Source organism: Microbulbifer sp. ARAS458-1 (genome assembly GCF_045348205.1).
Taxonomy (GTDB): domain Bacteria; phylum Pseudomonadota; class Gammaproteobacteria; order Pseudomonadales; family Cellvibrionaceae; genus Microbulbifer.
Genome location: NZ_CP155838.1, coordinates 746,391 through 772,179 on the forward strand (window position 1 = coordinate 746,391; position 25,789 = coordinate 772,179).

The following is a 25,789-nucleotide window of genomic DNA, read 5'->3' on the forward strand; positions in this document are numbered from 1 at the left end:
ATATGAGCGACAGCAAGCTTCCTGACGCCCCCTCCACCGCGCGCAATCGCGAACCCATCCTGGCTCATCTAAAGCGCCTGCTGGCGGACAGTCGCCGGGTACTGGAAGTCGGCAGTGGCACCGGCCAGCACGCGGTGTACTTCGCCCCGCACCTGCCCCATCTTAACTGGCAGACCAGCGAGCGGCCGCAAAACCTGCACCAGGTACAGGCTTGGCTCCACCACAGCCCCGCGGCCAACCTGCCCGCACCGATTGCACTGGATGTCAGCAGTGACTGGCCACCTCTGCGGGTGGACACTGTGTTTACCGCCAATACACTGCACATTATGCCGGCTACTGCGGTGGAGATGTTCTTTCAGAAGTTGCCGCAGGTGCTGCAGCCTGGCGGCCAACTGATCGTCTATGGCCCGGTGAAAATTGACGGTGAGTATATCGGCCCCGGCAACGCGGACTTTGATGTGTGGCTGAAAGAGCGGGACCCGCTGCGCGGGATTCGCGATCTGGAGTGGCTGGACCAGCTCGCCGAGGCCCAGGGGTTGCAAAGAACCGAAAACAATTACCTGCCCGCCAACAACCAGTTATTGGTGTGGCAGATGACGAGGAACCGCACCTTGTAGGAGCCAGCTGGGCAGGCGCCTTCGAGATACCGGAACAACGAGCCAATACAGTTAAGGAAACCACACTATGCCCCCATGGTTTGAAACCACCCTCGCCATTTTCGCCGCCATCGCGGCGGTGTTTTTCTTTGCGAAATACCGTGAAACGTCGGCGGCATTGCACGAATCCGAGCGCATGAAGCACAAGCTGTCCAAAGACCTGGACCGCTACCGCGATGTGCCGCAGTTGCGCGCCCTGCGCGATGGCCTGATTGGCGAGCGCAACCTGCCGGTGGACGATGAAGGTCGCGAACATATCCTGATCCGCGACAGCGCGCGCAAAGTGGTGCATATCACCATCGGGAAACGCAAAGCGGAAGCGCTCGCAGACGACCGTTCACCGGAATATGTTGCCGGTGGCGAAGCGCGCCCCCTGCAGGAACTGGAATAACCCACCGGGCGTCGGACCGAGAGTACATTTTTTCGTCAGGAGGCCCCGCCTGGGGCCTGTCAATTCCCTCTGCCACCCGCCATTCAGCGAATTCGCGTCACAATATCCCTGAGAAGTAGTTCGCAAAACACCCCGAAAGGGCCATTGTGCCTTTCCCCTCTCACGTTTATTTTTGCGCCGCCGATAACAACACGCATAACGGGCATAAAAGCAAACTTCTGACTGTGCGCCGAAAGGTGCGATGACTATTAAACGATTATTATTGGGGGCTTAGATGAAACAGTGGACAAAAAACCGATTGGCCGGTGCACTCACCGCCACGGCGATGCTGAGTGCAACGCCGGTTGCTGCGGAAATTTTTTCCGGGCGCGGGAGCGCCATGGCCGGTGCCGGAGTTGCCGGGGGCGACTACACCTACAGTGCGCTGATCAATCCCGCAACCGCGACGAATTTCGGCGAAAGTGATGATTTTGCACTGACCTTTGACTTCGGACTGATCGCCAATGATCAGAATGACTTTATCGATACCAGCGAAGATCTTACCGATTTTATCGATGAGCTGGATGGCTTCACCGCCAACCAGGACGACGCCGACTACATCCTCGAGCAGCTGCAGTTGCTCGACGAAGGCCGTCTCACCGCCGATGCTGGCGCGCAACTGACCGTTGCCATTCCCAACAGTGTTGCCTCTGGCCTGCTGTTTGTTCGCCAGTCCGCGTTTATTGCCACCGATGTGCAGCTGGCGGATGCGGATATTGCACTGCTGGAAAACTTTGGCGAACAACTATTCGACGAGGATGATCTGGAAACCGCGGCCGGAGCCTTCGGTTACTCGATGCAGGAGATCGGTTTCGCCGCCGCACGCAACTTTACCTTCAAGGACTATCAGGTGTCCCTCGGCGTAACGCCCAAGTACCAGCGCGTGGAGTCCATCGAATACATCGAAACCATCGCCAACTTCGACAGCGACGATTTCGAGGTCGATGACTACACCCTGGAACACACCAATTTCAACCTGGATCTGGGCGCTACGATCAATTTCGGCCAGCTGCAGGGCGGTGTCTCCCTGCGAAATGCCATTGCTCAGGAATACGACACCGTGCAGGGTGGTGTGGAGATCCAACTGGATCCGCAGCTGACTGCGGGTGTTGGCTACACCGGTGAGGTGTTCACTTTGCTGGCGGATGCTGATCTGAATGCCGTAGAGCTGTTTGATGGTGCCGGTGAAGTGCAAGTACTGCGCCTGGGCGCGGAAGCGGACCTGTTCGACTGGGTGCAGCTGCGGGTGGGTTACCGCCACGACCTCAAGGACACTTACGATGGCGCACTGACCGCAGGTATCGGATTCAGCCCATTCGATGTGTTGCACTTCCATCTGTCGGCGATCAAATCCTCAGGGGACACCCTGGGTGCGGCGCTGCAGTTTGGTATGGAGCTGTAAGACTCCGCTGCTGATAAACAGGCAAAAATAAAAAAGGGGCCTGCTGGCCCCTTTCTGTTTGATTACTTTATTAACTCGCCTCAGAACTGACCTGGGTCAGCTTCTGGGTGGGGAAGTTCAGAGTAAAAGTACTGCCGCGGCCGGGTACACTGGTGACACTCATATTTGCGCTGTGGCGCAGCAACACGTGCTTCACGATTGCCAGACCCAGACCGGTGCCGCCACTCTCGCGGGAGCGACCGGCGTCCACCCGGTAGAAGCGTTCCGTCAGGCGCGGAATATGCATCGGGTCTATACCGATACCGGAGTCCTTCACCGAAAAATGCCCGCCGCTGGCATCAGTGCGCCAGCGCAGCTCAATCGGCCCGCCATCCGGGCTGTACTTCACCGCGTTGAACGCCAGGTTGGCGAAAGCACTGTGCAGCTCGCCGGCGTCGCCGGTAATCGTGCAATCCTCATCGCAGGCTACGGAAATCACGTGGCGCTCGCCACTCAGTGAGCGGGCCTCGCCAGCCACCCGCTCCATCAGCTCGCGCACCGAAACCTGGTCGCGCCCACTGTCGCGTTCGGATGTCTCCAGCCGCGCCAGCAGCAGCAGATCGTTGACCAGACTGGTCATACGCACCGTCTGCTCACTCATCTGCCCCAGGGGTCTGTCCCAATTGCGCGGCGCCTGGCCACTCATCTGCAGCGTCTCCAGGTAACCGGCGATCACCGTCAGCGGCGTGCGCAGCTCATGGGAAACATTCGCCACGAAATCCCGCCGCATCTGCTCCAGGTTATGCAGCCGGGTAATATCCCGCACAATCACCAGCGCCTCATCCTGGCCGAAGCGCGTCACCTCCACTTGTAGAATCCGTGAATCATCCCCCGGTGCCGGCAGCGTGATCGGCTGCTGATTCGCCCGCTTGCCGCCACCCATACGCTCGTACATATGCTCGACAAAACGCGGGTCGCGCACAAAATTGACCAGTGGCTGGCCTGCATCGTCCGTCTGTAAACGCAACATTTGCCCGGCGGCCGGATTCCACCACGCCAGATTGCCATCGTCCTCCAGCGCCACAATACCCTCGCGCAATGCACTGGTGCTGTCCTGAACCCGCCGCAGCATCGCGTGCAGCTTCTGCTTCTCTTTGCGGTGACGGCGCTGCATGCGGTAGAAATCGTCGGTGATATCCCCCCACACGCCAAAATTCGTCGGCGCCGGGCCGCGGCGGCCGTTGGCGAGCCAGCGATCAAATTGATTTTGTTGCCACAGCAACCAGAAAACATAGGCGGCAAGACCAGCGCACAGCGCCAGCCACCAGTGGCCGCTGGCAAAACCGAGAATGGTGGTGCCGAGGGCGATAATGATAAAGCGGGAAAACTCGCCAATACTGCGATCGAGCATGATGGTTTGGCCATCTTGTTTCAGGTAGGTAAACCCGGTAACTGGAAAAACTACCGAGGTTCTAAGCGAAGGTCGAGTGCCGGGTAAGCGTTTTTGAAAGCGTCGGCGACAGGGATGTCGCCGACGCAGCGTACAGGGAAGTATTCACAGCGGTTTAGCTGAGCACATCCCTGTGCTCAGCCCTACGGGCAGCTAAAGCTGCTGAAAATTGCTCCCGACAATTTTTTCAAAAACTTATACCCGGGGCTCGACCGCCACAGGACCCGCTACGGAGCCCTCTACAATTCTTGGGTGTAGGTTACACCCTTTCCGCGGTCTGTACAGAAAAGCGGTAGCCGGTGCCGCGCACGGTCTGGATGTAGCGCTCGTGGCCATCGACGGTCAGGGCTTTGCGCAGGCGACGGATGTGAACATCCACGGTGCGCTCCTCAACATACACGTTGCCCCCCCAAACATGGTCCAGCAACTGGGTACGGGTGTAAGCGCGCTCCTGATGACTCAGGAAAAACGTCAGCAGGCGGAACTCGGTCGGGCCCATATCCACCGGATTGCCATTGATCGTCACCCGGTGGCTGATCGGATCCAGCACCAGGCCACCCGCGGTCAGCGGCTCCTCCGGCGTGCTCGGGCCCGCGCGGCGCAACACCGCCTTCAGGCGCGCTACCAGCTCGCGGGGTGAAAACGGCTTGGTAATGTAATCGTCCGCACCGGTCTCCAGACCCTTGATCTTGTGGTCTTCCTCACCCTTAGCGGTAAGCATGATGATCGGCAGCGAAGAAGTCAGTTCATCCCGCTTCAGGCGGCGGGCCAGCTCAACACCGGAAACATCCGGCAGCATCCAGTCCAACAGAATCAGATCCGGCTTTTCATCGATTACCAGCGCGTGGGCCGCCTGGGCATTTTCCGCCTCAAGACAACGGTAATCCGCCATTTCCAGAGCTACCCGTAACATATCCCGCACCGGGGCTTCGTCGTCGACTATGAGGATCGTCTTGCTGTGCATCTGCCTGCCATACCCTAACTGAAGTGATTGTCATTTAACTGACTATTCTAGAGTGGCCATTTAACGTCACTTTAGTGACAAAAATATGACAGCCGTACGGGAAGCCCGGTTTGCGGGTGGCCGCTTGCGCCTAATTCCACAGATAATGAGAAAAAATACCCAGGAAAATTGCCATTCCGACCCAGTTGTTATTGAGAAATGCCTTGAAGCAGGGTTCCCGTTGCCGATCGCGAATCAGCCACTGCTGATAGCAAAATAGCCCGCCCGCCGCCGCAACCCCGCAGTAATACAGCGTACCGAGCTCCGCGCGCCCTCCCAGCATCAGTAAGGCCAGAATCACCATGCCCTGCAGGCAGCCGGTCATCGCCCGGTCCATATCGCCGAACAGGATGGCTGTGGATTTCACCCCGATCTTCAGATCGTCGTCCCGGTCAACCATGGCATAAAAGGTATCGTAGGCCACGGTCCAAAGCAGGTTTGCGGTAAACAGCACCCAGGCTACCGCCGGCACCGCGTTGGTGACCGCGGCAAATGCCATAGGGATTCCCATACTGAACGCCGCACCCAGTACCACCTGTGGCAAATGGGTGTAGCGTTTGGCGAAGGGATAGCAGAAGGCCAGCACCAGCGCCGGCAGTGACAGCAAAATGGTCAGTTTGTTGGTGGTGAGCACCAGCAGAAATGCCAGCAGCATCAGGCCGGCGAACAGCATCAGTGCGCCTTTTGGGGTGGCGGCGCCAGTGGCCAGGGGACGCTGGCTGGTGCGCTTTACGTGGCCGTCGATCTCGCGGTCGGCGAAGTCATTGATGGCACAGCCGGCGGCGCGGGTAAGAATTACACCCAGGGTAAACACCACAAACAGGTGCAGCCCCGGCCAGCCTTTGGCGGCAATCCACAGTGCGGCCCAGGTTGGCCACAGCAACAGCAGTGAGCCGATGGGCCTGTCCAGTCGCGCCAGTTGCCAGTAGGGCTGTACGCTGGGCCAGTGCTGCGCGAAGCGCTGCTGGACTTGTTGGCGAATGGCTTGCATGGCAGTTCCCGTATTCTTTCCCGTTTCTTCAGGGCACTAGGTCATTGGCGGTTTGTGGGGATTGAACCCGCTGAGGAAGGTCTCTGCAACCAGCAGAGGTTTGTCGTGCAGCCAGAAGGTGGAGCGGCGGCCCCAGGCATGGGCTTCGCTCTGGTCCAGCTCTGCCAGCTGGCACTGGGAGTTGCGTTTGAGCCGGTTGAGGACGATGGGGCCGCGGCGGATGTCCGGCTGGCTGAACAGGAGCTCGCCCAGGGGGCGGTTGTCGAGGCTGCGCAGGTAGCGGGATTTCCCGGCGAGGGTACGCTCGGGGAGGACGCTGCGGGCGTAGACCCAGGGCTGGGTGTCGCTGCCGTAGAGCAGGACTTCGCGGATCAGGGCGCGGGTGCGTTCCTTGAGGTTGAGGGCGCGGCGCTCTTCGAGGTTGGGGATGTGCCAACCCTGGTTGAGTATTTGTACGCTAAACTCGCCGTGGCTCAGGTGTTTGAGGGCGGCGGTGAGGGACCCTTTGTGTTGCAGCCAGGGCAGGAGGTGGTCCGGCGGGGTGTGGCCGTGCAAGCTTTCGAGGGGTTGTGGGTGCCAGTCGCCGATGGCCTCAAAGGGGGAGTGGTACAACGCAGACTCCGCGCGGGGTTATGCTGGTTTGAATTAACCGCATTGTACCTGACGAGGGTTTCAGGGGAACTCGCTTTGCCCCTTGGGGGTGGGGTGGATATAGTGGCGCACTGCCTTTACCCAGATAAGAGGCTCTGAACAAACCCGGTGGCGGTGGCGCTACCGGGCACAGTCTTGTGAGACACGACCTAGGCGGCCCCCCGTGAATCCATCCATGGGGGCTCTGCAAAAACATCCTGTTTTTGAAGGTCTCACAAGACTGTACCCGGTATCACCACCTTCGCCCGAATATAATTAGCGCTGAAAACGATCAGAAAATCTGCCATTTGAAAGGTAGATGCAAAAACAGGACGGACCATGGGGCTTACCAAAAAAATCGTACTGGCCATGATCACGGGGATCTTGCTTGGCCTGTTGTTCAATGTACTCAACTCCAGTCAGGTGTTGGGTGCGACGGTTACCGAATTTATCAACAACTACCTCACCAATGGTCTGTTCGACATCATCGGGCGGATTTTCATTGCGTCGCTGAAGTTGATGGTAGTACCGCTGGTGCTGGTATCGCTGATTTGTGGTGCCTGTGCGCTGTCTGAGGGTAGCCGGGTTGGGGTGTTGGCGGGGAAAACACTGCTGCTTTACTTGTGCACGACGGCCGTGGCCATTTCCCTGGCGCTGCTATTGGCGCTGGTGATTCAGCCCGGTGTGGGTATGGAGTACCTGGCGGGGGATGCGCAGTTCGAAGCGAAAGAATCCCCTCCCCTGTCTGATGTACTGGTAAATATTTTCCCGACCAATCCGGTAATGGCGATGGCAGAAGGCAACATGCTGCAGATCATCGTGTTTGCCCTGCTGTTGGGTTACGCGATTTCCCGCAGCGGCAAGCCGGGACAGCGGGTGGCGGCGTTCTTTAATGATCTGAACGAGGTCATCCTGAGGATGGTGGGTGTGCTGATGGTGTTTGCGCCTTACGGGGTGTTTGCGCTGTTGGTGAACAAGATTGCGCTGCTGGGTCTAGATGCCATTCCGACACTGGCGAAGTATTTTGGCGTGGTGCTGCTGGCGCTGCTGATTCACGCTTTTGGGGTATACCCGCTTTTGTTGAAGTTGCTGTCTGGTTTGAATCCAGTCAAGTTACTGAAGAAAATGCGCCCGGCGATGGCATTTGCATTCAGTACCGCGTCTTCTGCGGCGACGATTCCGGTTACCCTGCAGACGGTGGAAAAGCGTCTGGGTGTGGATAACAAGATTGCGTCATTCACTGTTCCGCTGGGGGCGACCATCAATATGGATGGCACAGCGATCATGCAGGGTGTGGCGACGGTGTTTATCTCTCAGCTGTACGGTATCGAGATTGGCCTGATGGGTTACTTGACGGTAATCCTGACTGCGACGCTCGCATCTGTGGGTACTGCCGGTGTGCCGGGTGTTGGCCTGATCATGCTGGCGATGGTACTGAGTCAGGTGGGCCTGCCGGTGGAAGGCATTGCCATTGTGATGGGCGTGGATCGCCTGCTGGATATGGTGCGCACGGCGGTGAACATTACCGGTGACTCGGTGGTGAGCACCATTGTGGCCAACAGCGAGGGTGCACTGGATGTAAATACGTTCAATGACGACAATTACAACAGCGTCGTGACAAACGGGGAAGGAAGCTCTTCTTCGGCCTGATTTCTTTAAGTCAGTCGAGATAAATAGAGGGCGAGCCGCTGGTGCGGCTCGCCCTTTTCAGTTCGGTCGGAGGGGGTCTAGAGTGCGGCCATATCCCGCAATTCATCCGCCTCGAGATTGTCCTCCATCGCCTCCACCAGCTCTTCAACCATTTCGGTGAGGGCTTCCTTGATGGCCGCTTCGGTGGTGTCTTCGCCGGCGCGATTGTCGTGATAGGTGCGCACCCGGTACTTCTCGGTGATTTTCATGTCGTCGATACTGACGCGCTGTTCGCGCAGTGCGGTTCCACTGCGATTGCTCAGGATGTAGCGGAATTCACCCTTCAGGGTCACATTGCCCTGCTCAAGATCGTGATCGCCTTTCGGTTTCATGGCACTCAGGTGTTTGATCACCTTGAGGTTGAGTTTGTTCTGCAGCTGGAGCAGGCCATTTTCCGCAACCAGCGGTACCTCTTCATCCTCCAGATATCCGTACAGAACACGCGCCAGCTCGCTGTGGATATGCTGGGTGTAATTGCGGATGGCTTCTTTTTTCAGGTCCGCAAGACCGCCGCCATTGCCAGCCAGTGCAAGCATCAGCTGCATATCGCCACTGGATACCGGCATGGGTACATCGAGTTGAATTTCAGTGGCTGCTATGGCCAGGCTGGGGGTGTGGTCATCGCCACCCCAGAAGCTGTCTTGGGCACTGGTACTGGTGGATAGCGCAAGGCTAACCATACCGGCGGCGAATAGCCGACGGAGTCCTTGGGTTCTCATGCATCGCTCCCTGTTTTGATTTTTATACCGGGATAATTTTTATCGGCGCTGTTTGATGGGGCGCTCTGTGGCGGATGAATCCGCTCTATCATTTTTAGACGTCTGTCACAGGCTGCCACTTATCGGTGCAGAGAGCAAAAAATTTCGGTGACTTGTGCGTCAGTAGTAGTCAGTTGTGTGAGGTGGGTCGCGGCGGGCAACGGGGGAGTGAATTAGCAGTGAGCTGTATGGGCAGTGCTGGAGGCGCCACCGGTGCGGTGACGCGAGAAAGTCGTCAGCTGCGGTGCTGCAGTTCGCGCAGAGCGTCGGCTTCCAGGTCGTCTTCGATGTGGTCGATGACGCGCTTAACCAGCTGGTCTGCCATCTGACGCAATTCTTCGGTGGTGTTGTCTTCCCCGGCATCGCCGCGTAGTGAGGTTTTGATCTGGTACTTACCCTTCAGGCGCAGATCGGCAATGTCGACACGTCTCTCCACCAGCAACCGCTCCCCGGGTGCCTGCAGGCGCAGGTGGTAGTCACCACTGGCGCTCAGGCTGCCCCTTTCGATTTCGTAATCGCCACTGTTTTTCAGGCCGCTTAATCGCTTCACCACGGAAATATCGATGAAGTTGTACAGAATGAGCGAGTTGTTGTCGCTGTACAGAGGGATGTCTTCATCGGCGAAGAATTCGCGCAGGGCGCCATCCAGGCGGGCGCGTAGGTAGTCGGCGAACTCCCGGTTCGCGGTTTCTTTGGCCGCGCTCAGGGTGCCACTGTTGGTCGCCTGCGCGAGCATGCTTTCAAAATCATTGCCAACCAGTGGGGTGGGTACCTCTGCGGCTACTTCGGTGCGGGCGAGGGTGAGGTGGGGGATAGGTTCGTCGCTACCGCCGAAAAAACCCTGCGCGTGTGTCGATGTGTGCATCAATGCGGCACCCAGCAGGACTGCAATGGCGCTGAGGCTGCGGCGGAGATTTAAGTGGCGTGGGCGGAGAAAACTGGTCACCGGGAGTTTCCTGATTGCTGTGGGGGCGGTCGGCCGCCTGTTAGCTGTTGTTGCAACCTATTAGTAGGCGCAGGCTGCCATTGCCGGGGCCGGAGCGCAAAAATATTAGTGACCCGATGTGACCAGATGGTCTCAGTCATATGGGGGCACCGCGTTTTGCGCGCGGCGGTTCTCAAAAACCGGGGGAAGTGCGACCTGTGCGAGAGCCGGGGGCGGCCGGGTTCAGGCTTCGGCGAAGCGGGGCTTGTTGTGTAACCAGCGGCGTACCAGGGCCGCGCGGGACTCTGCGGTTAGTTGTGGTGCCGCGGCGATTTTCTGTACCTGAGGTAGCAGGTGGGCATCGCGCTGCAGGTCGGCGATACGATGCTGGATCTCGCCGGTCTGACGAGTACCGAGAATCTCTCCGGGACCGCGTAGGCGCAGGTCTTCCTCGGCGATGGCAAAACCATCCGCGTGATTGCGCAGTGCTTCCAGACGGGCGCGGCCATTTGCAGACAGCGGGGTGGAGTACATCAGTACGCAGTGGCTGGCGATACTGCCCCGCCCAACCCGACCTCTTAACTGATGCAGTTGAGCGAGGCCCAGGCGCTCCGGGTTCTCGATAATCATCAAACTGGCATTGGGTACATCCACGCCTACCTCGATTACCGTGGTGGCCACCAGCAGATCCACCTCACCGGCCTTGAAGGCCTTCATCACCTGGTCTTTCTCTGCCGGCTTCATGCGTCCGTGTACCAGTGCCACGCGCACTCCGTTCAGAGTGTCTGCCAGTTCCTCGGCGGTGGATTCGGCGGCCTGGGCCTGCAGGGTTTCCGATTCCTCGATGAGGGTACATACCCAATACGCCTGGCGCCCTTCCTGCACTGCGCTGTGCACCCGCGCCATCACGTCGTAGCGGCGCTCGTTGGAGATGGCCACGGTGTTGATGGGCTGGCGCCCAGGCGGCAGTTCATCGATCACCGAGCAGTCCAGGTCGGCGAATGCAGACATGGCGAGGGTGCGCGGGATCGGGGTGGCGGTCATGATCAGCTGGTGGGGTTGTGTGCGCTGTTGTTCACCGGTAGCACCTTCAACCGAACCTTTTTCGCGCAACTGCAGTCGCTGGGCCACGCCGAAGCGGTGCTGTTCATCGATGATCACCAGGGCCAGGCGGTGGAACGCCACACCTTCCTGAAACAGTGCGTGAGTACCTACTACCAACTGGGCTTCGCCACTTCTGATTGCGGCCAGCTGCGCGCGTCTTTCCGATACTTTCATACTGCCGGTAAGCCAGGCCACGGTAATACCGAGAGGCTCCAGCCAGCCGCTGAAGTTGATGCGGTGCTGCTCGGCGAGAATTTCCGTCGGCGCCATCACCGCGCATTGGTGGCCGGCGCCGATGGCCTGCAGCGCGGCGCGCGCCGCGACCAGGGTTTTGCCCGCGCCCACATCGCCCTGTAACAGCCGCATCATCGGCGTACTTTTGGCCAGGTCTTCGGCGATCTCGCCGCCCACCCGCCGCTGCGCGTTGGTGGGCGCAAACGGTAGCCGCGCGAGAAAGTCTCGATCCAGTGCCGCATTCGCGGACAGCGGTGGTGCGTTTACCTTCGACGCGCTGCGGCGCAGTTCCAGCAGGCTCAGGTGGTGGGCCAGCAGTTCTTCCAGGGCTAGGCGCTGTTGTGCCGGGTGCTGCCCTTCGGCCAGTTGCGACAGATCGGCGTCCGCCGGCGGCTGGTGCAGGTACATCAGCGCACCGGCCAGTGGCATCTGCAGTGCGCGCGGAAGCAGGTCTGCGGGCAGCAGTTCGGTGACATTGCCGTCGGCGAGCCAGCCAAGTCCCTGACCGATCAGGGCGCGCAGGCGCCCCTGCCCCAGACCTTCCGTCAGGGGATAAATGGGGGTGAGAGTTTGCGCGGTTGGCGAAATATTTTCCCCAAGAATTTCGGTTTCTGGGTGATAAAGTTCTATTCCCGCGCTGCCCCGGCGGGCTTCCCCGTAACAGCGGACCCGGGTGCCGGGGGACAGGCGATTTTTCTGCGCGGCGGTGAAATGGAAAAAGCGCAGGGTAATGCTACCGGTGGTGTCCTGCAGGCGCACCGCCAGGCTGCGGCGGCGACCGAAGGTGACGTCGGCGGCGCGTACCTCGCCTTCAACTACCGCATCCATTCCCGGGAGCAGGCCCGCCAGTGGAACCACGCGGGTGCGGTCCTGATAGCGGGCGGGTAGATGGAACATCAGGTCCTGTAGAGATCTGATATGCAGCCTGGCGAGGGTTTCCGCCAGTTTGGCGCCCACGCCCTTGAGGGCTGTCACGGGAATCTCGGCGAGTAGTTTCTGGGCCATTCGAGCGGGCGGGTCTGGCTGCTTGGGAGTCACGGACTCTGCAATTGGCACTGGTTGATGGCATCGCGCAGCATATCGATGGCGCGGTGCCGCGGGAAGCTGGCACGCCAGGCCAGGGCCACGGTGCGCTGCGGCGCTGGCGTCACAAACGGGCGGGTCACCAGTACCCCGGTGGCGTACTGTGAGGCCGCGGCGGCGGACAGCGGCAGCACGGTAATACCAAGGCGCGAGGCCACCATATGGCGCAGGGTTTCCAGGGAGCTGCCGTCGGCGGCAGTGCGGATATGGCCGCTGCCGGCTTCTTTTTCGATGGACTGCTGCAATTGTGGGCAGGCTTCCAACACCTGATCCCGGAAACAGTGGCCTTCGCCCAGCAGTAGGACATTGTCTTCACACAGCTGTTCCGGGCTCAGTGCCTCAAACTCTGCCAGAGGGTGATCCGACGGCATCAGTACCACGAAAGGCTCGTCGTACAGAGGTTGGGTAACCACATCCGGTTCGGTGAACGGCAATGCGATGATGACCGCATCCAGCTCGCCCTTGCGCAGGCGCTGACGCAGCGTTGAGGTGTAGCCCTCTTCCACGTACAGCGGCATCTGTGGGGCCAGTTGCTGAAGCTGGGGAATAAAGTGTGGGAACAGGTAGGGGCCGATGGTAAAGATGGCCCCTACGGACAGTGGGCTGCTCAGCTGATCTTTGCCAGCACTGGCGATGTCTTTGATGGCTGCGGACTGCTCCAGTACCAGTTGGGCCTGGGCGACAATACGCTCTCCCAGAGGCGTGGCCTGGACGCGGGTCTTGGAGCGTTCAAACAGGGCGACGCCCAGCTCCTTCTCCAGCTTTTTCACCGCGATAGACAGGGTCGGCTGGCTCACAAAACAGCGCTCCGCAGCGCGGCCGAAATGCTGTTCCTGAGCCAGGGTGACGATGTAACGAAGTTCGTTCAGTGTCATGGCAAACGCAATCAGATGAATCTTGGCGATAGAGTTTATTCATAAACACCCCCCTACGGCCAGTAAAACTGCCGGCACTCCGCTGGTCGCCTGTGTAAATGTCTCAAACTAGAAAAAAATGCTATTAGAAATGTTTATAGTTAGTAATTTTTGCTATTAACTACCGATCCGAACCGGTGATCTGGCGCTTTTTTTGCTATACATGGAAGGCAAGTGTTCGAAATACACAAAGCGGAGAATCGCTATGGGAATCTTGTCTTGGATTATTCTCGGTTTAATTGCTGGCGCACTGGCCAAGTGGATCATGCCCGGCCCGGATCCGGGTGGTTGGATCGTGACCATGATCATCGGTATTGTCGGCGCCTTTATCGGCGGCTGGGTTGGCAGCTTTGTCGGCCTCGGAACTACCGGCGGGCTGTCGTTGGGCAGCATTATCACCGCGGTAGTCGGTGCAGTGATTCTGCTGTTCATCTATCGGTTGGTGAAATCCCGAGGCTGACCGCCAAGCGGTTAGCAAAAAGGATGCCGGGCTCGCAGTGTACTGTGGGCCCGGTTCACAGACTTGATGGTCTGAATTGGCTATAAAGGGTCAATAGACTGCATACTCACAGTAATTCACAGATTACACTCAAGTAACTATTCTAAGTGGCGCCCGATAGATTGCGGCGCGGCAATTGTTGGGATCGGAATTCGATACCCGGGGGTTTAATCGAGCGGTTATGGCAAAGGAAAAAGTCTGGATCTTCGGCTGTGGGGATCTGGGGACCCGTCTGGCATTGAAGCTGGATCGCAAGGCCTACGATGTTTTTGGTGTGCGACGCAATCCGCTGCAAGCGCTGGCCCGCAAGCGTCGAGCCGATGTGGTCAACTGGCGTCGTGGTGACGCCACCAAGGCAGAAGATATTCATCGGCACCTGGCAAACGGTGCCGACGTCGTCATTGCCACCTTTACGCCCGGCGCCAGTACACCTCAGGCATACCAGCGCGCCTATGTAGAAACTGCCACCTGTCTGCGCCAGGCGCTCGCGGATATGGAAAGGCCTCCGCGTCTGTTGCTGTGGATCTCCTCCACTCGCGTGTACGGTCAAAGCGGAGACCAGTGGCTGGATGAGCGCTCACAGCCCCTGCCCGGCAGCTTCCAGGGTGAAGCCTTGCTCGCTGCAGAAAAAATCGCCCAGCAGAGCGTGGTCGACACCTGTGTGGTGCGCTTTGCTGGAATCTATGGCCCGGGTCGCGATCGGCTCTTGTCTCAGGTTCGTGCCGGCCGCTGCGCACCACCCTCCCCGCCCCAGTTCAGCAATCGTATTCACGTAGACGATGCGGTCGGCTTCCTTGCGCACCTCATCGACGGTCAGAAAAAGGGCATGCCACTGGAGAAGCTGTATATCGGCGCTGACTGCACGCCGGTGCCCATGTACGAGCTGCAGAGCTGGTTGGCCAAATCCATGGGTTACACCAGTGCGCACCTGCGCGAAGAAGTCGCCACCAGTGAGCGGCGCTCCAAGAAAATGAGTAACAAACGTATGCTGGATAGCGGGTACAAGATGCTGTATCCCGACTACCGCGCTGGCTACCGCACCCTGCTGGAAAACGACTGAGCCGGAAAACAGCTCAAAAAGACGGGTCTATAGCGAACGGCGCCGCTCTTGGTCGACCAATCGCGAGCGGCGCAAGCATGCCCCGGGTTAACCCCGGAAATGGTCTCAGATTACCAGAACCCCTTCCGCTTCGAACTGCGCGCCTTTCGGCAGCTGGCTGACACCCACCGCAGCGCGCGCCGGAAACGGCTTGGTGAACATCTCTTCCATCACCTCATTCACCGTGGCGAAATTGCTCAGGTCGGTGAGATAGAGATTCAGTTTTACCAGATCATCCAGCGAACCATTGGCCGCCTCGCACACCGCCTGCAGATTCTTGAATACCTGCACTGCCTGCTCGCGGAAGTCGTCGGAAACCAGCTCCATCGTCTCCGGAACCAGCGGGATCTGACCGGACAGATAGATAGTGTTATCGACTTTCACTGCCTGTGAATAACTGCCGATAGCCGCCGGTGCTTTATCCGTTTTTATCACTGCACGATTAGGCATGGATGACCTCTCCCGGCCCGAACGGGGCCACTTAGCTGAAAAAGAAAGCGGGAGAATATAGCGCGGTTTGAAAGGCTTGGGGAGCAGAGGAAAGGTCGAAATCCCCAGATGCGGAACCTGTCCACAATCCGGGAAAATTACCGCAAAAGCCCACCAAGATTCACAAGTTAGTCGCAATAAGCGTCCGCCAAAATTCAAGCGGCTGGCGTAACGGGGAAGGTCCGCTTCCGGTACCCGTCCGATAAACGGGTGTCCAGGAGGTTGTTTGGGCGGGGGGACTACCGGGAATCAGGGACGAGCGATCTTGATAACCGCGGGCAGGTTGCGAAGCCGTTTCATAACCTGCGCCAGATGCACCCGGTTAGCGACCTCCAGCGTGAGCGCTATCACGCTGTGCTGAGCGTCTTTCTCGTCGACATGGATCTGCTCGATACTGGCGCCCTCCTCGGTAATACGCGTGGCCAGACGGGCAATAATCCCCCGCTCGGATTCCACTTCGACCCGCACATCGCCGAGAAACTCACCCTTCACATCCGGCGACCAGGCTACCGCCATAATATTTTCCGGGTGCTCGCGCAGCTCCGCCGCATTGCGGCAGGTATCCCGGTGCACCACCACTCCCTTGCCGGAACTGATGTGCCCCATGATGGTATCTCCCGGAATCGGGCGACAGCAGCGGGCAAAGCTGATCAGCATGCCCTCCTGGGCATCGATGGTCAGCGGCGATGAAATATTGCTCGCCTCTGTCTCCATGGTGCCCGGCGGCACCAGCAGTTTTGCTGCAGAAAACGCCGCGCGATTCCCCAGCCCGATCTCCTCGAGAAGATTGTCGAACGTCTCGCACTTGGCCTCTTTTACCCCGCGCTTGATCTGCTCTTCTTCCAAGTCGGAAATTTTCAGATGGAACTTGGTCAGCGCTTTTTCCAGCAGGCGCCGCCCCAGCTCGATGGAGTCGTGATGGCGCTGATGCTTGAGGTAGTGGCGAATCGCACTGCGTGCCTTCGCCGTCACCACAAAGTTGAGCCAGTTGGGGTTTGGCTGCACATTTTTGCTGGTAAGGATTTCGACTTTTTGCCCACTTTCCAGCGGTTGCGACAGTGGCGCCAGGCGCTGATTGATGCGTACCGCCACACAGGAATTGCCGATATCCGTATGCACTGAATAGGCGAAGTCCACTGCGGTGGCACCTGCGGGCAGATCGATAATCTTGCCCTTCGGGGTAAACACGTAAACTTCGTCCGGGAACAGATCGATTTTTACGTTCTCGATAAATTCCAGCGAGTCGCCGGCGCGTTGCTGCATCTCCAGCAGGCCCTGCACCCAGCGGCGCGCGCGCACCTGGCTGGTGCCGCCGGTATTGAGTACCTCATCCCCGGAGGACTTGTACAGCCAGTGGGCGGCAATACCGCTGTTGGCCATCTCGTCCATTTCCTTGGTGCGGATCTGCACCTCGATGGGCACCCCGTGCATACCGAGTAGCACCGTGTGCAGCGACTGGTAACCGTTGGATTTGGGGATGGCGATATAGTCTTTGAATTCGCTGATCACCGGCTTGTAAAGGTTGTGGATAACCCCGAATGTCCGGTAACAGGTATCGACACTGTCGACGATGATGCGGAAGGCGTAGACGTCCATGATTTCCTTGAACGACTTCTTCTTCGAGCGCATCTTCTGGTAAATGCTGTACAGGTGCTTTTCGCGGCCGATCACCAGCGCGTCGATATTCTCCCGGTCAAGACGCAGCTCGATGGCATTCTGGATCTTCTCCAACAGCTCCTTGCGGTTGCCGCGGGCCGCCACCAGCGCTGCGCGCAGGCGACTGGCGCGCAGCGGATAGATGGCAAAGAAGGAGCGGTCTTCGAACTCGATCCGCACATCGTTCATGCCCAGGCGGTTGGCGATGGGGGCGTAGATCTCGAGGGTCTCGCGGGCAATGCGCGCGCGCTTCTCCGGCTTCAGTGAGCCGAGGGTACGCATGTTGTGCAGGCGGTCGGCGAGCTTCACCAGGATCACGCGGATATCCCGCGCCATGGCCAGGGCCATTTTCTGGAAGTTCTCCGCCTGCTTTTCCGCCGGGCTGTCGGTCTCGAACTGGGTCAGTTTGGAGACGCCGTCCACCAGATCCGCAATTTCCTCCCCGAACTGCTCCGCCAGCGCCGCCTTGGGGATACCGGTATCCTCGATGACATCGTGCAGCATGGCCGCCGCCAGGCTCTGGGCGTCCATATGCATGCCGGCCAGAATGGTGGCTACCGCGAGGGGGTGGGTAATATAGGGCTCTCCGGAACGTCGTTTCTGGCCCTCGTGGGCCTGCTCCGCGTAAAAGTAGGCGCGGCGGACGAACTGGATCTGGTCGGGGGGGAGATAGGACGAGAGGCGATGGGCCAGACTGTCGATAGTGTGCAAAGCCGCGATCGCCTCTTAAATTACCTGCAAATCCTGCATTAATACGTCGTAAATAGGATTACAGATCCTGCTCGGACAGGAATACCGGCGCCGGTGCCGCGTGCTGTACCGGCTCTTCTTCCGGCTCATCCAGGATGCTGGCGTCAACAAAGCCTTCTTCGATTTCGCGCAGGGCGATAACAGTGGGCTTGTCGTTTTCTTCCGGCACAAACGGGTCGCGGCCGCCGGTGGCGATCTGGCGAGCGCGCTTGCTGCCCACAATCACCAGCTCAAAACGGTTGTCTACGTGGTCGAGGCAATCTTCAACGGTAATACGTGCCATAAATCTTCTGTTCCAGTGTGTAAGTTCGCCCGGCTGGGCAAAATTGACGAATTCTGTTGTCGGTGCGGTCAGCGCCTGCACAGACGGGGTTGACTATTCTACCGGACCGCGCGGTGTACGCAAATCGAACAATGCTTAAAGGCGCAACACGGGTCGATGCGAAGGTGGCGATGCCGGGTATAGGGTTGTGAGACGTTGATTCGCTTCGCTCACCCTGCGGGCGCCTTTGGCGTCCAAAGCGAACGCTTTGTCTGCGAGAGGGACCTCGCGGAAGAGCCCCCATGGATGGGTTCACGGCGTGTCTCACAACCCTATACCCGGCAGCGTCACCGCCACGAAATTCTACTGACTGCGCAGCAATGATTGCAGAAGACCGGAGTGCCGCTCCTGCTGCCTTACTAGCCGCTGACGCTCAGCCACCATAATAGATCGCAGCTCATTCAGGGCCGTGGTGAAATCGTCATTGATGATCAGGTAATCGGTGGCCACATAGTGGGACATTTCATCGATTGCCTGGGCCATGCGCTTGTCGATCACTGCCTGGTCGTCCTGGCCGCGCCCGGTCAGGCGCTCCAGCAGTGCCTGCTGGGACGGGGGTAGAATGAAAATGCCCACTGTCTCCGGCATCAGCTTGCGCACCTGTTCTGCGCCCTGCCAGTCGATTTCCAGAATCACATCGCGGCCGCTGGCGAGGGTTTCTTCGACCCACGCCTTGGAGGTGCCGTAGAAATTCTCGAAAACCTGAGCGTGTTCCAGAAAAGCGTTCTCGCCGAGCATGGCGATGAAGCCGTCGCGATCCACAAAATGATAGTTGATGCCGTCGATTTCACCGGGGCGCATGGGCCGGGTGGTGTGGGATACGGATACAGTGACCTGGGTATCGGCCTCGACGAGCGCCTTTACCAGGCTGGTTTTGCCGGCGCCGGAGGGCGCGGAGACCGTATAGAGAGTACCTGTGGACACGGCGAACCTTGCTGCAAATAAGTGGATGGAGAGGGGTATGTCGGGCGGGGAGTATAACGAATGCAGGTGGCAGGGTGCGAACGCAATACAGGCGACCCTCGACCGGTGCTGGGGGCAAAGTGTTGGGCTTTTCCGGTCCGCCTGCCACGGGGAGGCAGGTTTTCCGAACCCGGTCGGGGGTGCCTGCGGAATCTCAGCCTGCGGGGCTTTGGGGAAGTCCCGGGCTACTGCGGATTCCTAGCGTTAATGACTAACGGAGGTGACTGTATCGTCTTTACTGGTAAAAACCAACACCCACCAGACAGCCACGCTTACCAGGCCATATCCGGCTATCGCGCCCCAGATGGCCTGAGGCAACAGGGGAATGGTGGCGCCAAGTAGTGCCAGGCGTCGGATTTCCCACCGGCGAGCGCGGGGCTCGCCGTCGAGGATTCGACCGTTGATGACCAGGCCGATCACCAGCATCAGCACCATTAGCGCAGTGAGCCCGTAGCCGAGCTCCTTGCTGAATTGCAGTAACGCCAGGGTTGCCACGGAATAGGTCAGGTGCTGGACCAGGGCGTACCAGCGCAGGCCGCGGGTGATCTGGGGGTCGAAGCGGTGGAAATTGTCAAGGTCGCCACTGGGGACGGGCATCGCCGCTTCCGCATCTGCCGGCCGGTAGCCAGTGGCGCGGAACCAGAGGGTGAACTTCTCCTTCCAGCTTTTGGTGTACATCGCGTCCAGCCACATGCGCTTGAAGTGCTGCAGGTTGGCGGCCAGGGGGTCGAAGGTATTCAGGGGTTTGCGCACGCCGTAGATACAGGGTTCCTCATCCAGCTCTTCCTGGTAGGTGCCGAACAGGCGATCCCAGATGATCAACACGCCGCCGTAGTTGCGGTCTACATACACCTTGTTCTGGGCGTGGTGCACCCGGTGGTTGGAGGGGGTGACCAGGATCCACTCCATCCAGCGGACTTTGGGGAATTTCTGGGTGTGGACCCAGAACTGGTAGATCAGGTCGATGGCGCCGGCGGTAATCAGCACTTCAGGGGGCATGCCGATCAGCAGCAACGGCAGATAGAAGATCCAGCCCAGAGGCACCAGGTCGCTGGACTGGCGCAGGGCGGTGGTGAGGTTGTAGTCCTCACTCTGGTGGTGCACCAGATGTTCCGCCCAGAAGATATTGATCTCGTGGCAGATACGGTGCTTCCAGTAGTAGCAGAAATCATAGGCGATCACCGCCAGCACCAGGTGCCAGGGATTATCCAGGGACCAGTGGATGCCAAGGCTCTGGTAAGTGGGTTCCAGCCACTGGTACAGCGGGATATACAGCAGCATCAGGATGCCCACTTTCACCAGCCCCAGAATGCGGCTCAATATGCCGGCACCCAGGCTGCCAATGGCGTCATTCAGGCGATACAGCCCCCAGCCGCGCCAGCGGTCGAGTGCCAGCTCGATCAGTACGGCAAGCAGGAAAAAGGGAATGGCAGCGGTGACTAAACCCACAGGAACCTCGGAAATTGTCTATATCGTTATGGTTTTTCTGGCCTCGCGGGTAATGTTGCCACAGGCCGCGACGTGAACAATGTCCGCAGAGACCGGATTTCGAAATCCGTGTGCTTTAACCTGATGTATCACCACCGGTCTGCATCGAATTACATGCTTGGGTGAAAAAGTAGAGCGCCCGGGCGGTGAGGTGCGTTAGCGGAATGGCTTTGAGCCGGGAAAGCAAACCCGACGGCGTGGGTGGGGTCCGCCCTCGGTGTGGTGTAGTGCTGGTGCCGGTCAGCTGAAGAACTGTCGGGCGATCAACTCTTCGACAGCGCCCCGGTTTCCGGTGGCACGCAAATAACTCCGCAGCCCGATCAGCTGGATTTGTAGCTGTCGCGCGGCAAGTGCAGTATCGGTGTTCGCGGGAAGCTCGGCATTGGCGACCGCTTGTGACAGTGCCTGCTGAAACCGCTGTTCCGTTGCCGCCAGCAGTTTCCGGGTCTCGCTCAGCAGCTCCGCTTCACCCTCTTCGAGCTCCGACAGTGATTTCGCCAGCAGGCACAGCTCACTTGGGGCGTCGTCTCCCCCCTCCAGAATCACGTGGCGTAAAAATGCGCGCAGACCATCGGTGACCCGGTGGTGTTCGCTCAGAATCTGCGCAAGCTGATCCGCCATACTTTCGGCGTAAAAATGCAAAACCTCGTTGAAAAGCCCGGATTTGCTGCCAAATGCTGCGTAAATGCTGCCGGGTTTGAGGTTGGTGGCCTGCTGTATATCCCGTGTGGAAGTGCCGTGATAACCCTTTTGCCAAAACAGGCGTGTAGCGCTCTCCAGCACTTCCCGGCGATCGAATTTTGCCGTATTGGCCATGGTGCCTCACCTGGTGAGTGGGTTGAACAGGCGCTCAATTTTATGCCCGGGCGCGGCATTCGGCAAATCTGCGAAAAGGTGTTGAACGACTGCTCAAAATTGGGTAAGGTGTGAATTATTGATCGACTGCTCAAAAATACTGATTCGTTGCTGTGGTTGGTCGAGCAGATCGCTATCACTTACCAGATGACCCAGACACCCGGAGGTACGATATGTCCGATTTCAAGATTCACGATATCGAAAGCGCGCCTGAAGACAGCAAGTCCCTGTTGCAGAACTCTATCGACGCCTTTGGTTCCATTCCCAACCTGCATGGGGTGATGGCAGAAGCGCCTACATCGCTGAAGTCCTATCAGGTGTTGCACGAACAGTTTCTCAACACGTCATTTTCTGCGGAAGAAAAGACCGTGGTATGGCAGGCCATCAATGTGGAGCACGGTTGCCATTATTGCGTGCCTGCCCACAGTGCCATTGCCAAATCTATGAAGGTAGACGACGAAATCAATGAGGCGCTGCGCAATAAAACGCCTCTGCCCACGGAAAAGCTGGAGGTACTGCGGGACACTACGCTGGCAATCGTGCGCGACCGCGGCGTGGTTTCTGATGAAGTGTTGCAGCGCTTTTACGATGCGGGTTACGGCCACCAGCAATTGCTGGAAATCATTGTCGGCGTCGCGCAGAAGGTGATGAGCAATTACATCAATCACTTTGCTGATACACCGGTGGACAAACAGTTTCAGTCATTTGTGAAGTAATCTGTTCCCGTCCCACAGATACGACCCCGAGTAAAAAAGGCCGGCAAATGCCGGCCAATCAAGGAGGGGGTATTTCTACTGACCGCTATCAGGGAGCGGCTTCAGCCTGCAGGGTCACCCCGGAGTAGGCGCTGTACCCGCGGATACTGATGTACCAGGTACCCGCTTGCGGGTTACTGAGACTGCAGCTCTCGTCGTTGCCCCAGCGATAGGGGCGGCAATCGTAGCTGCTGGTGGTGGGCTGGCTGCCATAACGCACGTACAGGTCACCATCGCCGCTTCCGCCACTCATCAGCACTTCCAGAGAGCTCATGCCACTGTTCACATCGAGGGTAAAGTGCTGCCAGGCATTCGCCGAACCGGCGACATTGGTCTCGGTCCAGCCGGTGGCGCCACCGCCACTACCGCCCTCATCAAAACTTCCCACCAGGCTGACACCGGAGAAGCTGCTATAGGCGCGCACCATCACGTGATAGGTACCGGCCTGCACATTGCTAATTGAGCAGGTTTCGTTGTTGCCATTTTGGTAGGGGCGGCAATCGTAGCTGCCGGTAGTGGGCTGGCTGCCGTACTGGACGTACAGGTCGGCATCACCGCTGCCGCCGGAAATCTGGAAGCTCAGATTGCTGGCTCCAGCCGGGACTTCCAGAGTGAACCGTAGTTCCTGACCCGAGCTCGCGGAGAGACCGGTTTCGGCAACACCATTGGTCAGCTCGCCATCACCAGGCTGCGGGTTACCACCGCCACCACCGTTGGCCGCGGCCACCGCGGCGGCTGCGTCGACAATACCGGTACCGCACTGACTGCAGGAGCCGGGGAAGCTACGCGCGGTGCTTTTGAGTATGGACTCTACCTCGTCCGGGGTGATACCTCCGTCCACCGCGTACAGCAGCGCCGCAGCGCCGGCCACGTGGGGAGCGGCCATGCTGGTGCCCTGATAGAAGGCGTAGTTATCGCTGCCCGGGCCCTGGGTGCCGCTGTTCAGGGTGGAAAGCACGCCGTTTGAACTCACCGAGGTTTCGCCCCCGGGCGCCGCCACATCCACCACGCTGCCGTAGTTGGAATAATAGGCGCGACTGCCGGCACGATTGGTGGAGGCTACGGTAATGACGCCATTACAGCTGGCCGGGCTGTAATTGCCGGCATTGGCGTTGGAGTTACCCGCGGCCACCACCACGGTGGTGCCGAGACTGCGCGCAGTGTTGATGGCATTTTGCGTGGTGGTGTCACAGCCACCGCCTCCGCCAAGGCTCAGGTTCAGCACCTGGGCCGGATTGGCGTTGGCAGGAACGCCGCTGACGTTGCCACCGGCACCCCAGATAATGCCGTCGGCGATATCCGAGGTGTAACCACCACAACGGCCGAGTACACGGATAGGGACAATTTTGGATTTGTAGGCAACGCCCGCCACACCGCTGCCGTTGTTGGTCACCGCAGCAATGGTGCCCGCAACGTGGGTGCCGTGCCAGCTGCTATTGCGCGCCGGCTGCCCTGCGCCACAGGCACCCGCCGGTGACCAGTCGCCGGGATCGCTGGCGTCGCTGTCACGGCCGTTACCATCCTGAGCCACGGTGGTATCAGAGATCATGTCATAGCCGGGAAGAAGGTTGGCATTGAGGTCCGCGTGTGGGCGATAGCCGGTATCGATGACCCCCACTACAACACCCTCGCCCTGTGTCACGTCCCATGCCGCTGGCAGATTCAGGCCACCGGTAGCTTCAAAGTAATGCCACTGCTGGTTGTAATAGCTGTCGTTGGGGGTGGCCATAGGTTGCATCAAGCGATCGGGCTCCGCGTACTCCACCTGCGGGTCCTGCTGCAGGCGCGCAATGATTGCGTCAAGTTCCGCTTTGCTTGCGCGCTTTTCCAATTTCATCAACTGCGCACCGGTGGCCAGGCGACGCATATGTTTAAAGCGATGACCGGCGGTTTGCGCAACTCGATCGATGGCTGTCTGTGACATCGCCGTCGCATTGGCTCCTGCCATGGTGCTTTTGTACTTAACAATAATGCGATCGGTAATCACCTCGTCTGCTGCCACCGACATGGCAGAGAGCTCAGGTTCGACCGCGTGGGCTGAAAAACTTGCACCGAAACTGGCGCTCAGCAGAAGCGTTGCGGCGCCGAAAATAGCACCGGGGGAAGGTTTCAATAACGCTGATAATTTCATTGTTGCGAATTTCTCCATAATTATTTTTATCGGCGGAGCTGGGTAGAGCCGCCGTAACGACACCGCGGAACTCCTGCGCGGCGACCCGCAAATATCCCCGCAATTTTGTTACGGATTTATTTAACAAGGTTCTTATGTAACGAGGAGATTCATTTCGCCCACAAGTGAAAATCGGGACAACTCTTTGGAATTCGCGCCAAATTTAGGTTTTAGTTGGTACGATCGTAACCCTTTTAGGGCCCGATGTGACGGGGGTCTCGGCGCCTGGCAGCGAAATGATTTTTGGCCAACCGCTCAATGTTTCTGGTGATCAGCCCGCGGCTCGCCGCATGGTGAGACTAAAACCCAGCAGACCGACTATTGGTCCGGGTAACAAAAGCCAGACCGCCGACGGGCCTATCCGCTCGAACAGTACACTGGCTCCGGTGATTGAAATAACCGTGATTGCAAAGCCGATGGAATTCTGAATGGCTAGGGCCGCACCCACCAGATGGCGAGGGCAGGCGGTGGCAGAGAGTGCGGAAAACTGTGGAGAGTCTGCGATGACGGTTGCTCCCCAGATCAACAGTAGAAGTGCGAGCGCGGGTGCTGGCAGTGTGCTCCACAGCAGAGCAAATACCAATGCACAACTTCCGGATGTTGCCAGTGCGGCCACGGCCACCGGCCCGCTGCCATATTTTCGTGAGTATCTTCCGCCAATGACGCAGCCCAGTGCACCCGCCGCGATAATGCAGAACGAGAGACCGGGAATACCCAGCGCGGGAAACTGTTCGAACAAAGCGGTGCCTGAAACCAGTAATGGCACCATCGCCCAGAAAGCGTAGAGTTCCCACATATGTCCGAAATATCCCCAGGCGGCTGCGCGAAACCGGGGAATTCGAAAGGCCTGAAATACCGCCGGCGGACCACTGCTCCGGTCACCAGGTAACACGGCAGACTGCCTAAGTGGCGGCGGCAGGTGGGGCCCGTCGCCGAGGTAGTGAATTAAAATAGCGGCGACCAGTGCAAGGGCCGACGAAGCCGAGATAATCCACTGCCAGGGCAAATCGGCACCAGCTTCCCGCAGCCCGTGCGGCAGCGCTGTGCCAAGGGTGAGCATTGCCACCAGTTGTGCCAGTGCAGCACCGGCACGCTCCGGCGCCCAGCTCACAATCAATTTCATCCCCATGGGGTAAATGCCTGCCAGGCACACACCCACTAAAAACCGGAAGATGACAGCGCTGGAGAGCCCATCCGCCAGCCATGCGAAGCCGGCATTAAACACCGCGCCCGCCAATGTGCTCACAATAAAAATCTGACTGGCCCGGAAACGGTCCGCGATGCCACCAAGGGCAAGGGCCAGCGTGCCCAGAATAAAACCGCCCTGCACCGCGTTGGTCAGCCAGCCAATGTCAGTCACTGAAATCTGCCAGTTAAGCGCGAGATCGTCGGCGGCGCTGTTGGCGCTGAACCAGAGAGAAGTACCCAGTAGCTGAGCCAGGGCGATGACGATTACTGGGTTTGAAAGTCGCATAAGGGATTGAGAGCCGGCTCT

Annotated in this window: 23 protein-coding genes; 7 read left to right on the forward strand and 16 right to left on the reverse strand. The window is 58.8% G+C overall.

Annotated elements, in window-relative coordinates; all coding sequences use genetic code 11:
* The first annotated feature begins 2 nt into the window (after positions 1 to 2).
* The 3 genes from AAFH99_RS02970 (at position 3) to traF (ending at position 2,488) form a co-directional block, all read left to right on the forward strand.
* Complete coding sequence (locus AAFH99_RS02970) at positions 3 to 617, forward strand: DUF938 domain-containing protein (RefSeq protein ID WP_043319913.1); 615 nt, start codon at positions 3 to 5, stop codon at positions 615 to 617.
* 67 nt (positions 618 to 684) lie between these two features.
* Positions 685 to 1,047, forward strand: coding sequence for a hypothetical protein (locus tag AAFH99_RS02975; protein ID WP_043319914.1), 363 nt, complete (start codon positions 685 to 687; stop codon positions 1,045 to 1,047).
* Between the two features lie 274 nt (positions 1,048 to 1,321).
* Positions 1,322 to 2,488, forward strand: a complete 1,167-nt coding sequence (traF, locus tag AAFH99_RS02980) for a conjugal transfer protein TraF (RefSeq protein ID WP_081848124.1) — start codon at positions 1,322 to 1,324, stop codon at positions 2,486 to 2,488.
* Between the two features lie 70 nt (positions 2,489 to 2,558).
* On the opposite strand, the gene phoR is transcribed toward traF, so the two are convergent.
* From phoR to AAFH99_RS03000, 4 genes are all read right to left on the reverse strand, one after another.
* Positions 2,559 to 3,878 (reverse strand): phosphate regulon sensor histidine kinase PhoR, encoded by a 1,320-nt coding sequence (phoR, locus tag AAFH99_RS02985; RefSeq protein WP_051687262.1) that lies wholly within the window; start codon positions 3,876 to 3,878, stop codon positions 2,559 to 2,561.
* Between the two features lie 298 nt (positions 3,879 to 4,176).
* Complete coding sequence (gene phoB, locus AAFH99_RS02990; RefSeq protein WP_043319916.1) at positions 4,177 to 4,881, reverse strand: phosphate regulon transcriptional regulator PhoB; 705 nt, start codon at positions 4,879 to 4,881, stop codon at positions 4,177 to 4,179.
* Between the two features lie 130 nt (positions 4,882 to 5,011).
* Positions 5,012 to 5,911: a 4-hydroxybenzoate octaprenyltransferase gene (gene ubiA / locus AAFH99_RS02995; RefSeq protein WP_043319917.1), complete on the reverse strand. Its 900-nt coding sequence runs from the start codon at positions 5,909 to 5,911 to the stop codon at positions 5,012 to 5,014.
* A 36-nt stretch (positions 5,912 to 5,947) separates the two neighbouring features.
* Positions 5,948 to 6,523 (reverse strand): chorismate--pyruvate lyase family protein, encoded by a 576-nt coding sequence (locus AAFH99_RS03000; protein ID WP_406828610.1) that lies wholly within the window; start codon positions 6,521 to 6,523, stop codon positions 5,948 to 5,950.
* Positions 6,524 to 6,880: 357 nt separating this feature from the next.
* On the opposite strand from AAFH99_RS03000, the gene AAFH99_RS03005 reads away from it, so the two are divergent.
* Positions 6,881 to 8,191 carry a dicarboxylate/amino acid:cation symporter gene (locus tag AAFH99_RS03005; RefSeq protein ID WP_406828611.1) on the forward strand — a complete coding sequence of 437 codons (1,311 nt, stop codon included), beginning with the start codon at positions 6,881 to 6,883 and terminating at the stop codon, positions 8,189 to 8,191.
* Between the two features lie 77 nt (positions 8,192 to 8,268).
* Here AAFH99_RS03005 and AAFH99_RS03010 read toward each other — a convergent pair whose 3' ends face one another.
* The 4 genes from AAFH99_RS03010 to AAFH99_RS03025 form a co-directional block, all read right to left on the reverse strand.
* Positions 8,269 to 8,949: a hypothetical protein gene (locus tag AAFH99_RS03010; RefSeq protein ID WP_043319919.1), complete on the reverse strand. Its 681-nt coding sequence runs from the start codon at positions 8,947 to 8,949 to the stop codon at positions 8,269 to 8,271.
* Between the two features lie 274 nt (positions 8,950 to 9,223).
* Positions 9,224 to 9,934, reverse strand: a complete 711-nt coding sequence (locus AAFH99_RS03015) for a hypothetical protein (protein WP_406828612.1) — start codon at positions 9,932 to 9,934, stop codon at positions 9,224 to 9,226.
* Positions 9,935 to 10,156: 222 nt separating this feature from the next.
* Positions 10,157 to 12,256: an ATP-dependent DNA helicase RecG gene (recG, locus tag AAFH99_RS03020; RefSeq protein WP_406828613.1), complete on the reverse strand. Its 2,100-nt coding sequence runs from the start codon at positions 12,254 to 12,256 to the stop codon at positions 10,157 to 10,159.
* A 29-nt stretch (positions 12,257 to 12,285) separates the two neighbouring features.
* The gene (locus tag AAFH99_RS03025) at positions 12,286 to 13,209 is read right to left on the reverse strand and encodes a hydrogen peroxide-inducible genes activator (RefSeq protein WP_043319922.1); all 924 of its coding nucleotides are present in this window, start codon (positions 13,207 to 13,209) and stop codon (positions 12,286 to 12,288) included.
* A gap of 244 nt (positions 13,210 to 13,453) precedes the next feature.
* Between AAFH99_RS03025 and AAFH99_RS03030 the strand changes: the two genes are divergently transcribed.
* Entirely contained in the window at positions 13,454 to 13,708 is a 255-nt protein-coding gene (locus tag AAFH99_RS03030; RefSeq protein ID WP_043319923.1) for a GlsB/YeaQ/YmgE family stress response membrane protein, read from the forward strand.
* 220 nt (positions 13,709 to 13,928) lie between these two features.
* A complete protein-coding gene (locus AAFH99_RS03035) occupies positions 13,929 to 14,807 on the forward strand; it encodes an NAD-dependent epimerase/dehydratase family protein (RefSeq protein WP_043319924.1) in 879 nt (292 codons plus the stop codon).
* 105 nt (positions 14,808 to 14,912) lie between these two features.
* Here AAFH99_RS03035 and AAFH99_RS03040 read toward each other — a convergent pair whose 3' ends face one another.
* The 6 genes from AAFH99_RS03040 to AAFH99_RS03065 all read right to left on the reverse strand — a co-directional run bounded on the left by AAFH99_RS03040 (position 14,913) and on the right by AAFH99_RS03065 (position 21,330).
* On the reverse strand, positions 14,913 to 15,296 hold the full coding sequence (locus AAFH99_RS03040) for a RidA family protein (RefSeq protein WP_043319925.1): 384 nt from the start codon (positions 15,294 to 15,296) through the stop codon (positions 14,913 to 14,915).
* 288 nt (positions 15,297 to 15,584) lie between these two features.
* On the reverse strand, positions 15,585 to 17,702 hold the full coding sequence (gene spoT / locus AAFH99_RS03045) for a bifunctional GTP diphosphokinase/guanosine-3',5'-bis pyrophosphate 3'-pyrophosphohydrolase (RefSeq protein ID WP_043319926.1): 2,118 nt from the start codon (positions 17,700 to 17,702) through the stop codon (positions 15,585 to 15,587).
* 58 nt (positions 17,703 to 17,760) lie between these two features.
* On the reverse strand, positions 17,761 to 18,024 hold the full coding sequence (gene rpoZ, locus AAFH99_RS03050; RefSeq protein ID WP_043319927.1) for a DNA-directed RNA polymerase subunit omega: 264 nt from the start codon (positions 18,022 to 18,024) through the stop codon (positions 17,761 to 17,763).
* Between the two features lie 342 nt (positions 18,025 to 18,366).
* On the reverse strand, positions 18,367 to 18,987 hold the full coding sequence (gene gmk, locus AAFH99_RS03055; RefSeq protein WP_043319928.1) for a guanylate kinase: 621 nt from the start codon (positions 18,985 to 18,987) through the stop codon (positions 18,367 to 18,369).
* Positions 18,988 to 19,230: 243 nt separating this feature from the next.
* Positions 19,231 to 20,475, reverse strand: coding sequence for a sterol desaturase family protein (locus tag AAFH99_RS03060; RefSeq protein ID WP_406828614.1), 1,245 nt, complete (start codon positions 20,473 to 20,475; stop codon positions 19,231 to 19,233).
* Positions 20,476 to 20,754: 279 nt separating this feature from the next.
* Entirely contained in the window at positions 20,755 to 21,330 is a 576-nt protein-coding gene (locus AAFH99_RS03065) for a TetR/AcrR family transcriptional regulator (RefSeq protein WP_043319930.1), read from the reverse strand.
* 212 nt (positions 21,331 to 21,542) lie between these two features.
* Here AAFH99_RS03065 and AAFH99_RS03070 point away from each other — a divergent pair, with 212 nt between their 5' ends.
* Positions 21,543 to 22,085, forward strand: a complete 543-nt coding sequence (locus tag AAFH99_RS03070; protein ID WP_043319931.1) for a carboxymuconolactone decarboxylase family protein — start codon at positions 21,543 to 21,545, stop codon at positions 22,083 to 22,085.
* An 88-nt stretch (positions 22,086 to 22,173) separates the two neighbouring features.
* On the opposite strand, the gene AAFH99_RS03075 is transcribed toward AAFH99_RS03070, so the two are convergent.
* Both AAFH99_RS03075 and AAFH99_RS03080 read right to left on the reverse strand, forming a co-directional pair.
* On the reverse strand, positions 22,174 to 24,255 hold the full coding sequence (locus AAFH99_RS03075) for a S8 family peptidase (protein WP_051687264.1): 2,082 nt from the start codon (positions 24,253 to 24,255) through the stop codon (positions 22,174 to 22,176).
* Positions 24,256 to 24,565: 310 nt separating this feature from the next.
* Complete coding sequence (locus AAFH99_RS03080; RefSeq protein ID WP_406828615.1) at positions 24,566 to 25,768, reverse strand: MFS transporter; 1,203 nt, start codon at positions 25,766 to 25,768, stop codon at positions 24,566 to 24,568.
* Positions 25,769 to 25,789: the final 21 nt, after the last annotated feature.

Bases quoted from the DNA above. Each gene is read 5' to 3' on its own strand.
- AAFH99_RS02970 (WP_043319913.1), top strand. From the start codon at position 3: ATGAGCGACAGCAAGCTTCCTGACGCCCCCTCCACCGCGCGCAATCGC.
- AAFH99_RS02975 (WP_043319914.1), top strand. From the start codon at position 685: ATGCCCCCATGGTTTGAAACCACCCTCGCCATTTTCGCCGCCATCGCG.
- traF (WP_081848124.1), top strand. From the start codon at position 1,322: ATGAAACAGTGGACAAAAAACCGATTGGCCGGTGCACTCACCGCCACG.
- phoR (WP_051687262.1), bottom strand. From the start codon at position 3,878: ATGCTCGATCGCAGTATTGGCGAGTTTTCCCGCTTTATCATTATCGCC.
- phoB (WP_043319916.1), bottom strand. From the start codon at position 4,881: ATGCACAGCAAGACGATCCTCATAGTCGACGACGAAGCCCCGGTGCGG.
- ubiA (WP_043319917.1), bottom strand. From the start codon at position 5,911: ATGCAAGCCATTCGCCAACAAGTCCAGCAGCGCTTCGCGCAGCACTGG.
- AAFH99_RS03005 (WP_406828611.1), top strand. From the start codon at position 6,881: ATGGGGCTTACCAAAAAAATCGTACTGGCCATGATCACGGGGATCTTG.
- AAFH99_RS03010 (WP_043319919.1), bottom strand. From the start codon at position 8,949: ATGAGAACCCAAGGACTCCGTCGGCTATTCGCCGCCGGTATGGTTAGC.
- recG (WP_406828613.1), bottom strand. From the start codon at position 12,256: ATGGCCCAGAAACTACTCGCCGAGATTCCCGTGACAGCCCTCAAGGGC.
- AAFH99_RS03025 (WP_043319922.1), bottom strand. From the start codon at position 13,209: ATGACACTGAACGAACTTCGTTACATCGTCACCCTGGCTCAGGAACAG.
- AAFH99_RS03030 (WP_043319923.1), top strand. From the start codon at position 13,454: ATGGGAATCTTGTCTTGGATTATTCTCGGTTTAATTGCTGGCGCACTG.
- AAFH99_RS03035 (WP_043319924.1), top strand. From the start codon at position 13,929: ATGGCAAAGGAAAAAGTCTGGATCTTCGGCTGTGGGGATCTGGGGACC.
- AAFH99_RS03040 (WP_043319925.1), bottom strand. From the start codon at position 15,296: ATGCCTAATCGTGCAGTGATAAAAACGGATAAAGCACCGGCGGCTATC.
- rpoZ (WP_043319927.1), bottom strand. From the start codon at position 18,024: ATGGCACGTATTACCGTTGAAGATTGCCTCGACCACGTAGACAACCGT.
- AAFH99_RS03065 (WP_043319930.1), bottom strand. From the start codon at position 21,330: ATGGCCAATACGGCAAAATTCGATCGCCGGGAAGTGCTGGAGAGCGCT.
- AAFH99_RS03070 (WP_043319931.1), top strand. From the start codon at position 21,543: ATGTCCGATTTCAAGATTCACGATATCGAAAGCGCGCCTGAAGACAGC.
- AAFH99_RS03075 (WP_051687264.1), bottom strand. From the start codon at position 24,255: ATGAAATTATCAGCGTTATTGAAACCTTCCCCCGGTGCTATTTTCGGC.
- AAFH99_RS03080 (WP_406828615.1), bottom strand. From the start codon at position 25,768: ATGCGACTTTCAAACCCAGTAATCGTCATCGCCCTGGCTCAGCTACTG.